Origin of the sequence: Streptomyces sp. NPDC006326 (assembly GCF_040612915.1) — a bacterium.
Classification (GTDB): domain Bacteria; phylum Actinomycetota; class Actinomycetes; order Streptomycetales; family Streptomycetaceae; genus Streptomyces.
Genome location: NZ_JBEXRC010000046.1, coordinates 50450 through 64436, shown reverse-complemented (window position 1 = coordinate 64436; position 13987 = coordinate 50450). Strand labels below are relative to the sequence as shown.

Below are 13987 nucleotides of genomic sequence, written 5' to 3'. Positions count from 1 at the left end.
GCCGAAGGCCATCGCGAAGCGACGCGAACGAAGAGAGCGCCCTTGACGGCCCGGCACGACACGGAAGGACAGTGGACTGACGGGACGCCCCCGGAACTTCTCCGATGCCGGGTGCGGGCATCCCGCCCCCCGAAGCCCCCGCCCCGCCCCTTGCGCCGGCCGTTAGATGTTCTTCAGGTAGCCGCTCTTGAAGCCGTAGGCGTTGGCCTTGACCTGGTGGCGCTTGTCGATTTCGATGCCGAAGCCCTTGTAGATGATCGAGCCCTCCCAGATGACCTCACCGATGGCCGTGCCGCTGGCCAGCTGGGCCTTCGGGACGCTGTGGCCGATGGAGACGGCGGCGTTGTAGTTCCGCTTGCCGCAGTCGGCGTGGTCCACCTTGGTGATCTTCGAGCCGTCGGTGTAGTAGTTCACCCACAGGCTCAGCTTGGTGACCGTGACACCGAGGATCTTCTGCTTCACGGAGTACGTGGTCTCCCACCAGCCCCGGGAGAGCTTGCCGCGGGCCGCCACCGCGGCGGCCTCCGCGTCGTCCGGCTTGAAGGTGGCTTCGCTGTCCGCCTCGATCTGGACGTCGCCGTCCTTGAGGTTCACGAGCTGGTGCACGGACGTGCCGGCCTCGGGAACGTCGGCGACCTCCTGCAGCAGGGCCTTGAGGTTCTCCGGGTCCTCGCTGTAGTTGAGGAACTTGACCTTCTTGTCGTGCGTCAGCGCGTCGAACTGCTGGAGGGTGGCGGCAGCCTCCGGCTCGGTGCTGTTCTTCAGGCTGTTCTCGTAGGCGGCGATCCGCATGCCGTCCGGCGAGATGATCGAGGCGTTGGCGGTTCCCGTGCCCAGCAGGGCAGCGGTGGCGATACCGGCGAGCGCGGTGGCGGCCAGGCGGCGGGTGGTGGCCATAGACATGGGTAACTGGCCCTCTCGGGTTGGGGGGTGGCTTGTGGCCGCCAGTCAACCAGCGGATCAAATCGTTCCGGCTCAAGACTTCCTCAGAACTTGATCTTGAAATGGAGGCTTTGCCTCCACCCGACTTCCTTATTGCACACGCTTTTTGACAAGCCATCAGCCGACGCTCGCCTTAGCCGTACAGCGCCTCGATCTCCGCCGCGTAGCGCTCCGCCACCGCCGTGCGGCGCAGTTTCAGGGTGGGCGTCAGCGTGCCCGATTCCACCGTGAAGTCCTCCGGCAGGATGTGGAACGCGCGGATGCGGGCCGGGCGGGAGACCGTGGCGTTGGCCGCCGTGACCGCCTCCTCGACCAGGGCGCGCAGCGCCGGGTGGGCCGCCGCCTCGCGCGGGGTCAGCGCCAGGCCCTCGCGCTTCGCCCACGCCGTGGTCTCCTCCGCGTCAAGGGTGATCAGGGCGACCGGGTGGGGGCGGTGGTCGCCGATCAGGACGGCCCGGGAGACGTACCGGGAGCGCTGGAGGGCGAACTCGACCTCCGTCGGGGTGATGTTCTTGCCCGCGGAGGTGATGATCAGCTCCTTCTTGCGGCCCGTGATCGACAGGAACCCGTCGGCGTCCAGTTCCCCCAGGTCCCCGGTGTGCAGCCAGCCCCGCTCGTCCAGCGTCTGCGCCGTCGCGGCCGGGTTCGCGTGGTAGCCGGGGAAGACCATCGGCCCGCGGACCAGGATCTCGCCGTCCTCCGCGATGCGGACCTCGCAGCCCGCTATGGGCTTGCCGACCGTGCCGGCCCGTGCGGCGCCCGGGTGGTTCAGGCTGATCAGCCCGGCGGTCTCGGTCATCCCGTAGCCCTCGTAGATCGCGATCCCGCAGGCCCGCAGGAAGTCCAGGGTCGCCGGGTTGATCGGCGCCGCGCCGGTCACCGCCTGGTTCAGCCGGCCCCCGAAGGCGCCCCTGACCAGCGAGTACAGGTTCTTCTCCGCCTCCTCGTAAGCCGCCCGGTCGGCTTCCGGCAGCCGTCCCTCGGCCGCGAGCACCCCGATCCGCACCGCCTCCCGGAAGCGTTCGGCGCCGCCCTCCTGGGCTTCGGCCATGGACAGCACCACCGCGTGCACCTTCTCGAACAGCCGGGGCACGGACGGCAGATGGGTCGGCTTGGCCTCGGCCAGCTCGGACAGCACGTCCTCGATCCGGCCGCCGAAGTAGCAGAGCTCCCCGCCCTCCAACAGGGTCGTGAACTGGATCAGCTGGGCCAGTACGTGCGCCAGCGGCAGATACAGGTACGTGGAGTCGCCCGGCCCGCCGTGGACCAGCGGGCGCGTCGCGTCCTGGATGGCGCCCATGTTGCCGTGCGTGAGGCGGCAGCCCTTCGGCAGGCCCGTCGTCCCCGAGGTGTAGACGATCGACGCGTCCGCGTCCGGGGTCACCTGCCGGGCCCGCTCCAGGAGTTCCGTCTCCGGGGCGGCATCGAGGTCCGGCAGCGCGTCCATCCGTACCACCGCGCGCAGCGCCGGCAGCTTCGCCCGCAGCGCCTCCACCCGGTCCGCCTGCGCCGCGTCGTCGCAGACCACGGCCACGGCCTCCGAGTCCGCCAGCACCCAGGCGAGCTCCTCCTCCCCGGCCGTCGGGTACACCGGGACGAGGACCGCGCCCGCCGCCAGGATCGCGAAGTGGGTGTACGTCCACGCCGGGCGGGTTTCGGCGAGGACCGCCACGCGCTCGCCGGCTGCGACGCCCAGGCCGAGCAGCGCCCGCCCCGTCCGCCGTACCGCCGCGCCCAGTTCCGCGTACGTGCGGGTCTCCCACCCGCTCCCGTCCGGCGCCCGGAAGCGCAGCGCCCGCTCCGCTCCGTACCTCTCCTCGGTCCACTGGGTGAACACCGCCAGCGTGTGCGGCCGACCGTCCATGGCTTCCCCTCCCGGGATGGGTGACCCCCGAGGCTAGGCACGTACGGGTGCCGCGCGGCATGACCGGAAGCGTCACCCCCGCTGACCGCAGCGCTCATTGGGGCTACCGTCGAAGGCATGGGGAGGCGGACGGTCACCGTGCACCATGTGCGCGCCGTGCTGGCCGGGGCGGCGCGCAGCGGCATCGACACCGTGCCGCTGCTCCAGGAGGCGCAGATCCCGCCGCTGCTGCTCGGCGACGACCGGGCGCGGGTCACGTCGGCGCAGTTCGCCCGGCTGTTCCGGGCGCTGTACCGGAGCACGCAGGACGAGTTCCTGGGCCTGTCCTCCGTGCCGAGCCGGCCCGGCACCTTCGCGATGATGTGCTACGCCTCGCTCGGCTGCCGGGACCTGGGTGCGGCGGTGGAGCGGGCGGCGGCGTTCTACGGGCTGTTTCCGGGCGGGCCGGAGCTGGAGCTCGAAGTCGACGGCGCCGAGGCCCGGTTCACGGTGCGCAATGACTTCGCCCGGGACGAGGAGCGGTTCCTGACCGAGTGCGTGCTCGCCATCTTCCACCGGCTGAGCAGCTGGCTGGTCGGACGGCGGATCCCGCTCGTGTCCGCCGTCTTCTCCTATCCGCCGCCGCCGCACCGCGAGGAGTACGCGGTCCTGTTCGACTGCCCGGTCCGCTTCGGGGAGGACCTTACGGGCGCGGCCTTCGAGGCGCACTGGCTGGCCGCGCCGCTCGTACGGGACGAGGCGGCGCTGGAGGTGATGCTGCGCCGGGCCCCGTTCGACCTGCTCTCGCGGCCGGAGTACGGGACGACGGTCTCGGAGCAGGTGCGGCGGGCGCTGGCCCGGCAGCTGCGCTGCTCGCCGCGGCTGCCGGCGCTCGGGGAGGTGGCGGCGCGGCTGGCGGTGTCCCCGGCGACGCTGCGGCGGCGGCTGCAGCAGGAGGGGACCTCGTTCCAGCAGCTGAAGGACCACGTGCGGCGGGATGCGGCGATCGCGGGGCTGGCGGAGAGCGGTGAGCCGATCGCGGAGCTGGCGGCGCGGCTCGGTTTCTCGGAGGACACCGCCTTCCACCGGGCGTTCCGCAGGTGGACGGGGACGACTCCGGGGGCGTACCGGATCGCCTCGGGCGGCTGAGGCCGCGCTTCCGGCGGCCGAGCCTCCGCTTCGGCCGGCTGAGGCCGCGCTTCCGGCGGCCTGCCGAGGCTCGTCGCGGGCGTGCCCCGTGGGGTGTGAGATCCCGTCAGGAAAGCTGAGCTGTGCGGTCAGCGACGTTCCGACCGGTCGGTCACTACCTTCTCCTCACCCACACCACCCCGCACGGATCGAACCGTTGGGAGAGCCGCCATGCGTTTTCGAATCCCCCCGCGTCCCCGCCGCAGCAGCCTCGCCGCCGTGGCCGCCCTGGCCCTGGCGGCCGCGACGGCGGCCACCGCCACCGCGGCGGAGCCGGCCGCGGACTCCGGCCGCCCCGGCGACCTCGTCGCCGCCCTGCCCTCCGCCTTCCACCCCCTGCCCGGCCAGCCCACCGGCACCAGGGCCTGGAAGATCCACTACCGCTCCACCACCGCCGACGGCGCCCCGAACGTGGTCTCCGGCACCGTGATCGTCCCCCAGGACGGCCGCACCGGCCCGCGGCCCCTCGTCACGTACGCCGTCGGCACCGTCGGCATGGGCGACTCCTGCGCGCCGAGCAACAACCTCCCCTACGGCACCGCCATGGAGGCCAACCTGATCCAGCAGCTCACCCTGCGCGGCTGGGCCGTGGTCGTCACCGACTACGAGGGCCTCGGCACCCCGGGCGTCCACACCTACACCGTCGGCCCTTCCGCCGGCCACGCCGTGCTCGACGCGGCGCGCGCCGCGACCCGGCTGCCCGAGGCGGGCCTCCCGGCGGACACCCCGATCGGGATCATGGGCTACTCCCAGGGCGGCCAGGCCGGCAGCTGGGCCGCCGAGCTGCAGGGCTCGTACGCCCCGGAGCTGAAGGTGAAGGGCACCGCGACGGGCGGGGTCCCGGCCGACCTGAGGGAGGTGGCCGACTTCAACAATGGCTCCTACGGCGCGGGGCTCATCTTCATGGCGGCCGCCGGGCAGGACGCGGCGTTCCCCGAGCTGAAGCTGGACTCGTACCTCAACCCGGCGGGCAAGGCCCTGGTCGACGGGATGAAGGACGGCTGCGTCGCCATCGACGCCATCGCCGGGTCGTTCAAGCGGATCTCCGACCTCACCACCCGCAACCCGCTCGACCAGCCGGACTGGCAGGCCCGCCTGAACCAGAGCAGGCTCGGGCGGACGGCCCCGGCCGCGCCGGTGTTCCAGTACCACGCGCTCGGCGACGAGCTCATCCCGTACGCCGTCGGCCGGCAGCTGCGCTCCGAGTGGTGCGCGAAGGGCGCGGACGTGGAGTGGGACACGGTCTGGGTCGGTGAGCACGTCAGCGGCGTGATCACGCACTCCCTGGCGGCCGGGAACTGGCTGGCCGACCGCTTCGCGGGGCGCGCCACGCACCCTAACTGCCCGTAGCCGCGCAGCGTTACCTGCCGGCGGGGCAGGAGCGGTTCGTCCCCGCCGGGAGGTGGCCGTCGACCAGGAAGCGGTTCACGTGCTCGCGTACGCAGCGCGAGGCGGAGTAGCCGGTGCGGCCGGCGCCCCGGTGGTCCAGGACCACCGCCGGGCCGCCGAGGCGCCGGGCCGTCTCCTGCGTCCAGCGGTACGGGGTCGCCGGGTCCCCGCGCGTGCCGACGAGCAGCATGCGCGGGAGCCCGGCGGGGCGGTCGATCCTGCGGAGGAAGTCGGTGCCCGCGGGCCGGCCGTAGCAGGAGAGCACGGCCGCCAGCTGCTGCGGCCCGAAGATCGGTGAGGCCCTGCGGAAGTCCTCCTCCAGCCCGTCGATCTCCTCCGCGAAGGCCGCGGCGCCGGCTGTGGCCCGGCTGCGGCCGGGGTGGTCGGCGCAGTTCACGGCGGTCAGCGCGGCCTCGCCGTTGTCGGCAGGTACGGGAGGTACGGGAGGTACGGAGGCCATGGGGGTCACAGAGGCAACGGGGGTCACGGCGGACACGGGGGTCACGGGGCCCGCGCCGTCGCTCTCCCCGCGCGGCGGCTGCGTCGGGGCGCCGAGCCGGAGCAGGCCGCCCGGGTCGCGCTCCCGTTCGACGAGGGCGAGGCCCGCGGCCAGCGCAGGCCACGTCTGCTGCTGCTTCGCGTCGAGGGCGGCGGCGAGGGCGGCCACGGCGTCCTGGCCGGTGAAGTACGAGCCGTCCTCGCCGACGAGCGGCTCGGCGTCGAGCCGGCTGACGAGCGCGCCGACCTTGTCCCGGGCGGCTCGGGGGTCGGCGCCGTAGACGCAGTCCTTCCGTCGGGCGCACCAGGCCAGGAAGCCGTCCAGGGCCTGCTGCCGGCCCCGCGCGGTGACGAGCGCCCGCTCGGCCGGCGGTTCGGTGAGGGTGTCGACGCCGTCGAGGACCATCCGGCCGGTGGTGCGGGGGAACTGGGCGGCGTACACCGCGCCGAGGCGGGTTCCGTAGGAGAAGCCGAGGTAGTTGAGCTTGGTCTCGCCGAGGGCCTGACGGATGCGGTCCAGGTCGCGGGAGACGTTCACCGTGCCGATGTACGGCAGGACGGGGCCGGAGGCGAGCTCGCAGCGCCGGACGACGGCGCGCAGGGCCGCCAGCCGCGCGGCGGCGTCCGTGTCGGAGGCGGGGTCGGTCTCCTGGGAGCCGCCGCAGCTGACGGGCTCGCTGTGGCCCACCCCGCGGGGGTCGAAGGCGACGAGGTCGTAGCGCTCGCCGAGGTCGGCGAAGGCGGTGGGGTCGGCGGCGAGCCCGGCGATGCCGGGGGCGCCGGGGCCGCCGAAGTTCAGCAGCAGCGAGCCGAGCCGCCGGCCGGGGTGGCCGGTGGCGGGCAGCTTGGCGAGGGCCACCCGTACGACGCCCTTCCCCGGGCGGGCGTGGTCCAGCGGCACGTCGAGGGTCCCGCACCGCATCCCGGCGGGCACGGCCGTCTGGGCGCACTCGCCCCACCGGATGCCGGGCCGGGGGTCCTGCACGACGCCCAGGGAGGCGGCCAGCAGGGCGGCCCCGCCGCCGACGACGACGGCGATCCGGGCCCGTGAACGCCCACGGGCCGGGGCACGGGAACGCCCACCGGCACGGGCGAGGACACGGGCATGAAAACGGGACCGGGGCCGGGACTCGCACGTGGACTCGGACCGGGACTGGGACTGGCACTGGGACCGGAACTCGGACCGGGACTCGGACTCGGACTCGGACTCGGACTGGGGCACGCCACCCTCCTAGGGCAACCCCCCGGACCCATCGCCCCCACCCTAGGTGCCCCCCGACCCCCCTGCACGGTGGAGTGCCCCGGGGCGAGACCCGCCCCCGCCGGCGGCCTACGCGCTCCCGCCCGGCGGCGGCGTCCGGTACATCGCGTCGATCTCGGGCGCGTAGTCCCGCGCCACCACGCCCCGCCTCAGCTTCAGCGACGGCGTCAACTGCCCCCGCGCCTCGGTGAACTCCCCCGCCACCACCGCGAACCGCCGGATCGACTCCGCCCGCGACACCAGCCGGTTCGCCTCGTCCACCGCCCGCTGGAGGTCCGCCCGCAGTTCCTCGTCCGACACCAGCTCCCGCACCGGCACCCCGGTCTTCTTCCGCATCTGCCGCCAGTGCGCGAGCCCCTCCGGCTCCAGGGTGATCAGTGCCGTGACGTAGGGCCGGTTGTCGCCGACGACCATGCACTGCCCGACCAGCGGATGGGCCCGCAGGCAGTCCTCCAGCGGCGCCGGGGCCACGTTCTTGCCGCCGGAGGTGATGATCAGGTCCTTCTTGCGGCCGGTGATCGTCAGATACCCCTCCGCGTCGAGCTCGCCGATGTCCCCCGTCGCGAACCACCCGCCACCGCCCTGGACCGCCTGGCCGGAATTCCAGTACGCCGTGAACACGTGCCGGCCCCGCAGCAGCACCTCCCCGTCCTCAGCGATCCGTACCGCCGTCCCCGGCAGCGGCCACCCCACCGTCCCGAGCTTCGGTTTCAGCGGCGGCGTGACCGTGCTGGCCCCGGTGGTCTCCGTGAGCCCGTACCCCTCGAAGACCTCGACGCCGGCCCCGGTGTAGAAGGCCGCGAGCCGCCGCCCCAGCGGGGAGCCGCCGCTCAGGATGTATTTCACGCGGCCGCCCAGCGCCGCCCGGATCCGCCGGTAGACCAGCGGCTCGTACAGGGCACGCGCCGCCCGCAGGGTGATTCCCGCCGCCCTGCCCTCCACCGCCGCCTCCCCGTACCGCTGCGCGATCCGCGCCGCCCGGTCGAAGGAGGCGGCACGGCCCATCCGTTCGGCGGTGGCCCGGGCGGTGTTGTAGACCTTCTCCAGGACGTACGGGATGGCCAGCAGGAACGTCGGCCGGAATCCGGCCAGGTCCGCGAGGAGGGCCTCGGTGCTGATGCTCGGCGCGTGTCCGAGCTTCACCCGCGCCCGCAGGCAGCCGACGGCCACCATCCGCCCGAAGACGTGCGACAGCGGCAGGAACAGCAGGGTCGACGCGGGCTCCTTGCTCACCGACTTGAAGACGGGATGGAGCAGTTCCACGGAGTTGTCGACCTCGGCGAAGAAGTTGCCGTGGGTGATCACGCAGCCCTTGGGCCGTCCGGTGGTGCCGGAGGTGTAGATGAGCGTGGCGACCGAGTCCGGCGTACGCAGGGCGCGGCGCGCGTGCACGACGGCGTCCGGCAGGTGCTCCCCGGCCTTGACCAGCCGGGCCAGGGCCCCGGTGTCGAACTCCCACAGGTGCGCGAGCCAGGGCAGCTGGGCCCGCTCGGCGCTGATGATGCGGGCCTGTGCGGTGTCCTCGACGGCGCAGGCGACGGCGCCGGAGTCCTGGATGATCCAGCGGGCCTGGAGGGCGGAGGAGGTCGGGTAGATGGGTACGGTGACCAGCCCGGCCGCCCATCCGGCGAAGTCCAGCAGGGTCCACTCGTACGTCGTACGAGCCATGATCGCGAGCCGGTCGCCCTCGCGCAGCCCCTCCGCGATCAGGCCTTTGGCGACGGCCATCACCTCGGCCGCGAACTCGGCGGCGGTGACGTCCCGCCAGCTGCCGTCCCGCTGCTTGCGGGCGAGCACGGCCTCACCGGGCGCCTCACGGGCGTTCAGGAAGGGGATGTCCCCGAGCGATCCGCTCGCCGGCACCGCGGCCAGCGCGGGCACCTCCACCTCCCGCACGATCCCGTCGACGGCGGTGATCACGGGCTCGACCGGCTCCGGCAGGGCTTCCACGGCGCTCTCCTCGGCTCGACTCCCTCGGCGTTACCGCCGGTAATCTATGCACGGGTCATCGCCCTGACCACCCTCTCGACAGGCCCTGACCGCCCCGCGCACGACTCCTCCACCCCACGCGCATACACCTGCGGGCGGGAAGGGCCACGTCGTCGGCCCGCTCAGGCCGCGGCGGCCGCCTCGGGCGGGCAGTCGCGGCAGCGGCCCGGTTCGGGGGCGCGGAAGGCGCGGTCGCAGCCGTCGCAGGTCTGGAACGGATCCGGCCGTCTGACGGGCGGCTTGGGCAGAGCCTCGGGCAGGTGCGGCGGGAGCAGGGCGGCCAGGCGGTACGCGAGGACGGATGCCGGGTGGTGGAGGGGCTCGGGGAGGTTCGCCGACAGCGCCTGCCCGATGGCCTCGGGGTCGGCCCCGCGCTCCAGCCAGAGCGACAGGGCCGGCGCGAGCCGCCGTACGTCGCGCTCGGACAGCAGCAGCCGCGGATCGCGGCGACGCAGGCCGGCCAGGACATCGGCCGCTCCCGGGTGGACCGGCCCCGCCGCGGGCGGCTCGGGCTGCGGCCGCGGCAGGGGCCGCGGCTCCGGCTCCGGCTCCGGTACGGGCTCCTGCGAGGGCGGCGGGGGCGGTGGCGGCGGCGGCTCGGCCGGGGCGCCCGGGTGGTTGTACGAGAAGGTACGGGTCACCACCTGCCCCGTTTCCAGCCGCACGCGCCGCCGCTCCAGGTACCCGTGGGCCTCCAGCTCGCGAAGGGCGGAACCGATCCGGATCTCCCCCTCCCGGAACCGCTCGGCGAGGGCCTTGATGCCGACCGGGGCTCCCTCGGGCAGCGACTGGATGTAGGCCGCGACCCCGATGGCGGTCGCCGACAGGTCGGGGTGCTGGAGCAGGTGGTTGCCGACCACGGTGAAGTGACGGACATGCCGCGTGTTGACGTGGATGACACCGGATCGGGGGGTCCCGGCCGGAACGCGGGACGAGGCGCGCGAGGGCGCGCTAGGGTGCTGGGGAGCCATGGGGAAGGTGCTTGCTTCCTGCTTGGTCAGGCCCTCGACCGGGATGCCAGTCCCGCCGGGGGCCGTCTCATGTCTGCGGTTGTCGGGGCGAGCATATGCCCGCCAACCGGTCCGAAATCCAGCCGAGTTGGCCCGGTTCACCCGACCGAGCGACGCGGGCCGGTGGGTGGGGTCGGTTGGTTCTTTCTCCCGGTTCTTTGGCTCTTTTGGCGTCTAGGCGCGCCGGATCGCAGCGCCCCGCGACCCGGCGGCGAGGAAGACCTCCGCCCACACCACCTTGCGCGGAGCGGGCCCTTCCCTGACGCCCCAACGGTCCGCGAGCGCGTCGACCAGTACGAGCCCCCGCCCCGCATCGCGGATCCGCGGGATCCGGTCTCCCCGGGTGTCCGTCACTTCGATACGCAGCGTGCCGGGGGTCACGGTCAGCGCCAGCCGGAAGTCCCGCCCGGGGACGCGGCCGTGGGTCACGGCGTTGGCGGCGAGCTCGGCCACGATGTGCGCGGGCGCCTCCAGCGGGAGTCCCCAGCCACGCAGTTGTTCGACCGCGAGCAGCCGGGCGAGCCGGGCACCGCGCGGGGTGGCGGAGAGCTGGACGTGAAAGTACTACCGTCGGCTGCGTGCCTGGCGGGAGGCCCGCCCGTCGCGCCGGCAACGATGGAAGGGAAGGCTGTCGGGATCGGCACTTACAACAACCAGGACGTCCATGGGCTGTTGAGACAGCAGCGTATGCGTCAGCCCTGTTCGGGATGCGGCGGCCGGCGTACAGGCCGGATGGGCGGAACCGGAACCTGGCGCTCGGGTCGTGCGGCTCGCCGGCCGGGGCCCCTCTTGACGGGCCCCGGCAGCGTGCTGGTGGGCGCGGACCATGGTGGAGTCGACCGCGACGACGTCGACACACATCAGCCGACGATCCGAGATCGGAAGGAACGGCCTAGTCGATGGGACGCAGCACACGCTCCGAACGGAGCAGAAGTTGCGCCAGCAGGGCGAAGGCCACGGTGCAACCGGCGACGAGGGCCGCGCTGACCGCCTGCGAGGGTTGCGGTGTGGCCTGGACCCAGAAGTAGAGGCGGTACTGGCCCTCGCCCGGGAGGGTCATCATGTTGGCGATCCACGCATGGGGGAGGAAGGGGCCGATCGGGAGGAGCAGCAAGGGGGAGGTCACGAGCCATGGCCCGGCTCCCAGCGCCAAGGTGCCGATGGAATTGCGGAGGAGCGCTGCGGCACACCACCCGACCGACAGGTACAGCGCCTGCACCAGCAGGGCACCGCCCATGGCGGTGAGCGCCTCGCCCCAGTCGGCCGATCCGGCGTCGAGCACGCCGCTCGTGGCCCCCGAATCGAAGGAGTGCGGCGGCGCTGACGGAGTCGGCCGGAGTACGGCCATCCCCCGCATGACGATCCAGAGGGTCAGACCGTTCACCACCTGTACAACGGCGAGGAACCCGAGTGCGGCGCAGAGCCTGCGTCCGTACAGGACATGCGTGCGGTGTTCGTACAGGCGGAGCGCACTCCACGTACCGCTCTCGATGAACTGGGCCACTCCGATCGTCACGATCACCGTGGCGAGGAGGAGCCCGCCGAAGGTGGAGGACTGCCACGCCGCGGCCCGCAGCGCTGACGCGGGTTCGACAAGGGCTGCCACCGTCGGATTCTGCAAGCCGAACGTCGCGCCGCCCCGCCACTTCTGGGCACCGGCAGCCGCCGTGGCCACGACCAGCAGGGCGCCGGTCGCGTACACCGGGGGGACCCAGAGGGCGCGTAGCTCGCCCCTCCAGGCGACGCTGCGCCGATACCGCGCCGCACGCCTTCCCGCCGCGCCCCGGCTCACACGAGGTCCCTCGTACGAGAACGGTGCTGAAGGAAGGTCCAGAGCAGGGCGATGCCCAGGAGCGTCGGTACGGCCCGCAGGGCGGCGGGCACCGCCGAAGGGGCGGTGGAAACCCAGAAATGATCCCAAACTCGGTCGAGTCCATTGAATCCGACAATCTCGGGCAGTGCACTTCCGGGCAACCAGGCACCCACGACCGGCGTGCCGGCGGTCTGCACCACGAGCACCAGGAGCAGGAAGCCTGCGAGACAACTGCGCAGAGGCTGCCGAACGAGTGCCGCCAGGGCCACGGCGGTGGCGACGGCAGCCGCCAGAACCGCGGCGCCCGCGACAAGGACCACGGCCGTCTCGGCCAGGACCTCACCGAACGCACCGGGACTCGGCAGCGGGAACGCCGAGCGGGCATAGAGCATGCCGACGGCCGCCGTAGCGGCCGCCGAAACGACCACCAGGGTCAGCATCCACATCCACACCGCGGCCGTTTTGGCGGACAGCAGGCGGCTGAGCCGGGCCTCGTAGAGCAGGCGGGGCACGATGCTTCCCCGGCTCCACTCACCCGCGACGAAGAACGCCGTCACCAGGACGACCACCACCAGTCCGGGGATGGACGTCGCGAGTTTCATCGTCCAGACCAAAGAGGCGACGGGGTGCTGGCCGTTGGCCGCCCGGCGGCCGTACTCGGTGAAGGTCACCTCGTACTGGCGCAGGGTCTTCAGCTGGTAAGGGACACTCTTCAGGCAGAGTTCCTTTTGTTCAGGGGTGTTCAGTGCCGTGTCGCATCCCTGATCAACCGTCGCGATGTTGTTTCGGACGTTCCGGAGACTCTCCGACGCGGAGCTCTGACTGCCGAGCGCGCAGTAGAGGGACAGGAGCGCGAAGAGAACGGCGAGCGTCATGCCCAGGGGGTGACGGCACAGCCGGCGGTACTCGCCAAAGACCAGCGACCTCATCGAGAGCCTCCGCCACGCCGGCCGACCAGTCCGAAGAACCAGTTCTCGAAGGCGTCGGGTCCGCCGTCGGGGTCGTAGCCGAGTTGCTCCAACGTACCGGCGGCCGCCACTTTGCCGTCCGCCACCATGATCACCCGGTGGCAGATGCGCTGGATCTCGTCGAGTTGATGGCTGGAGACCAGCACGGTGGCTCCACGGGCCGACTCCTCGGCGATGACGCGACGGACCATCCGCAGACCCTCGGGGTCGAGGCCGTTCGTGGGTTCGTCGAGGATGAGCAGATCGGGCTTCTTCAACAAGGCCGCAGCGAGCGCCAGTCGCTGCCTCATGCCCTGGGAGTACGTGCCGACCCGCTTGTCGGCGGCATGCGCGAGACCCACGCGGTCGAGCACCGCTCCCGTACGGCCGCCGTCGGGGCGCCCCGCACTCTCCAGCAGCATGCGCAGGACCGCCCGGCCCGTGAGCCAGCGCGGAAAGGACGGCGCGTCGAGTGCGGCGCCGATGCGGGCGAGCTGCGCGGGGCGCATCGGCAACGGCTCCCCGAACAGGCGTATGTCACCGGAGCTCGGCAGTGCGAGCCCCGTTATCAAACGCATGAGCGTGGTCTTGCCGGCCCCGTTGAGGCCGAGGAGGCCGACGATCTCGCCGGCCTCCAGGCTCAGACTGATCCCGTCCAGCACGGAGTGCCGCCGGAATCTCTTGGTCACTTCGCGACAGGAAAGGACAGTCATTGTATGCGCTTACTTGTTGTAGTTAACGCGTCCGTCGGACCACACCCAGCCGGGCGTGGACGCGATGGCCATGTAGAAGCTTCCAGAATTGGAGCTGCTGAACGACTTCCAGAAGATGGAGTTGTCGCACGACCAGTTCAGGTTGGCCACCCAGGCGTCAGGCAGGAATGAAATGTCGCGGTTGAAGTCGTATCCGACACGGACACCATTCGACGCATTACCGGCACTCGTGGCGCAGTGATCCTGCGTGGCCGCCTGAGAGCCCGAAGCGGCCGACGACATCGAGGGCCCGCAGGCGGCCTTCGCGCCGCAGGCCTTGGCCGGGTTCTTGGCGCACGCGTCCGGTAGCTGAACGGGCTCGCCCACGTCAGCGCGCAGGCGGCCCGATCGCCCG

At 72.4% G+C, this 13987-nt stretch carries 12 protein-coding genes and 1 pseudogene; 2 read left to right on the top strand and 11 right to left on the bottom strand.

Features of this window, described 5'->3' with window-relative positions; genetic code table 11:
* Positions 1-162: 162 nt before the first annotated feature.
* Entirely contained in the window at positions 163-903 is a 741-nt protein-coding gene (locus ABZ128_RS28815; RefSeq protein ID WP_356851977.1) for a hypothetical protein, read from the bottom strand.
* 172 nt (positions 904-1075) lie between these two features.
* Entirely contained in the window at positions 1076-2806 is a 1731-nt protein-coding gene (locus ABZ128_RS28810; RefSeq protein ID WP_356851976.1) for an AMP-dependent synthetase/ligase, read from the bottom strand.
* Between the two features lie 117 nt (positions 2807-2923).
* Between ABZ128_RS28810 and ABZ128_RS28805 the strand changes: the two genes are divergently transcribed.
* Together ABZ128_RS28805 and ABZ128_RS28800 are read left to right on the top strand one after the other, a co-directional pair.
* On the top strand, positions 2924-3934 hold the full coding sequence (locus tag ABZ128_RS28805; RefSeq protein ID WP_356851974.1) for an AraC family transcriptional regulator: 1011 nt from the start codon (positions 2924-2926) through the stop codon (positions 3932-3934).
* A 210-nt stretch (positions 3935-4144) separates the two neighbouring features.
* Positions 4145-5323, top strand: a complete 1179-nt coding sequence (locus ABZ128_RS28800; protein WP_356851973.1) for a lipase family protein — start codon at positions 4145-4147, stop codon at positions 5321-5323.
* Positions 5324-5333: 10 nt separating this feature from the next.
* Here ABZ128_RS28800 and ABZ128_RS28795 read toward each other — a convergent pair whose 3' ends face one another.
* The 9 genes and pseudogenes from ABZ128_RS28795 to ABZ128_RS28755 all read right to left on the bottom strand — a co-directional run bounded on the left by ABZ128_RS28795 (position 5334) and on the right by ABZ128_RS28755 (position 13959).
* Complete coding sequence (locus ABZ128_RS28795; RefSeq protein WP_356851971.1) at positions 5334-7082, bottom strand: alpha/beta hydrolase; 1749 nt, start codon at positions 7080-7082, stop codon at positions 5334-5336.
* Between the two features lie 108 nt (positions 7083-7190).
* Positions 7191-9071 (bottom strand): AMP-dependent synthetase/ligase, encoded by a 1881-nt coding sequence (locus ABZ128_RS28790; RefSeq protein WP_356851970.1) that lies wholly within the window; start codon positions 9069-9071, stop codon positions 7191-7193.
* A gap of 161 nt (positions 9072-9232) precedes the next feature.
* Entirely contained in the window at positions 9233-9970 is a 738-nt protein-coding gene (locus ABZ128_RS28785) for a helix-turn-helix domain-containing protein (protein ID WP_356851969.1), read from the bottom strand.
* 324 nt (positions 9971-10294) lie between these two features.
* Positions 10295-10615 (bottom strand): ATP-binding protein, encoded by a 321-nt coding sequence (locus ABZ128_RS28780; RefSeq protein ID WP_356851984.1) that lies wholly within the window; start codon positions 10613-10615, stop codon positions 10295-10297.
* 264 nt (positions 10616-10879) lie between these two features.
* A pseudogene (locus tag ABZ128_RS28775) lies at positions 10880-10969 on the bottom strand (IS5/IS1182 family transposase); the annotation flags it as partial.
* Positions 10970-11012: 43 nt separating this feature from the next.
* Positions 11013-11726 (bottom strand): hypothetical protein, encoded by a 714-nt coding sequence (locus ABZ128_RS28770; protein WP_356851967.1) that lies wholly within the window; start codon positions 11724-11726, stop codon positions 11013-11015.
* A 182-nt stretch (positions 11727-11908) separates the two neighbouring features.
* Positions 11909-12862, bottom strand: a complete 954-nt coding sequence (locus ABZ128_RS28765; RefSeq protein ID WP_356851965.1) for a hypothetical protein — start codon at positions 12860-12862, stop codon at positions 11909-11911.
* The gene (locus tag ABZ128_RS28760; protein ID WP_356851963.1) at positions 12859-13569 is read right to left on the bottom strand and encodes an ABC transporter ATP-binding protein; all 711 of its coding nucleotides are present in this window, start codon (positions 13567-13569) and stop codon (positions 12859-12861) included. Before ABZ128_RS28760 ends, ABZ128_RS28765 begins: the two co-directional genes overlap by 4 nt.
* A 33-nt stretch (positions 13570-13602) precedes the next feature.
* Positions 13603-13959: a hypothetical protein gene (locus tag ABZ128_RS28755; protein ID WP_356851962.1), complete on the bottom strand. Its 357-nt coding sequence runs from the start codon at positions 13957-13959 to the stop codon at positions 13603-13605.
* Between the last annotated feature and the right edge of the window lie 28 nt (positions 13960-13987).

What these genes read in the sequence shown, in the direction of transcription:
- ABZ128_RS28800 (WP_356851973.1), top strand. Translation starts at nt 4,145, where the DNA reads ATGCGTTTTCGAATCCCCCCGCGTCCCCGCCGCAGCAGCCTCGCCGCC.
- ABZ128_RS28805 (WP_356851974.1), top strand. Translation starts at nt 2,924, where the DNA reads ATGGGGAGGCGGACGGTCACCGTGCACCATGTGCGCGCCGTGCTGGCC.
- ABZ128_RS28815 (WP_356851977.1), bottom strand. Translation starts at nt 903, where the DNA reads ATGTCTATGGCCACCACCCGCCGCCTGGCCGCCACCGCGCTCGCCGGT.
- ABZ128_RS28810 (WP_356851976.1), bottom strand. Translation starts at nt 2,806, where the DNA reads ATGGACGGTCGGCCGCACACGCTGGCGGTGTTCACCCAGTGGACCGAG.
- ABZ128_RS28765 (WP_356851965.1), bottom strand. Translation starts at nt 12,862, where the DNA reads ATGAGGTCGCTGGTCTTTGGCGAGTACCGCCGGCTGTGCCGTCACCCC.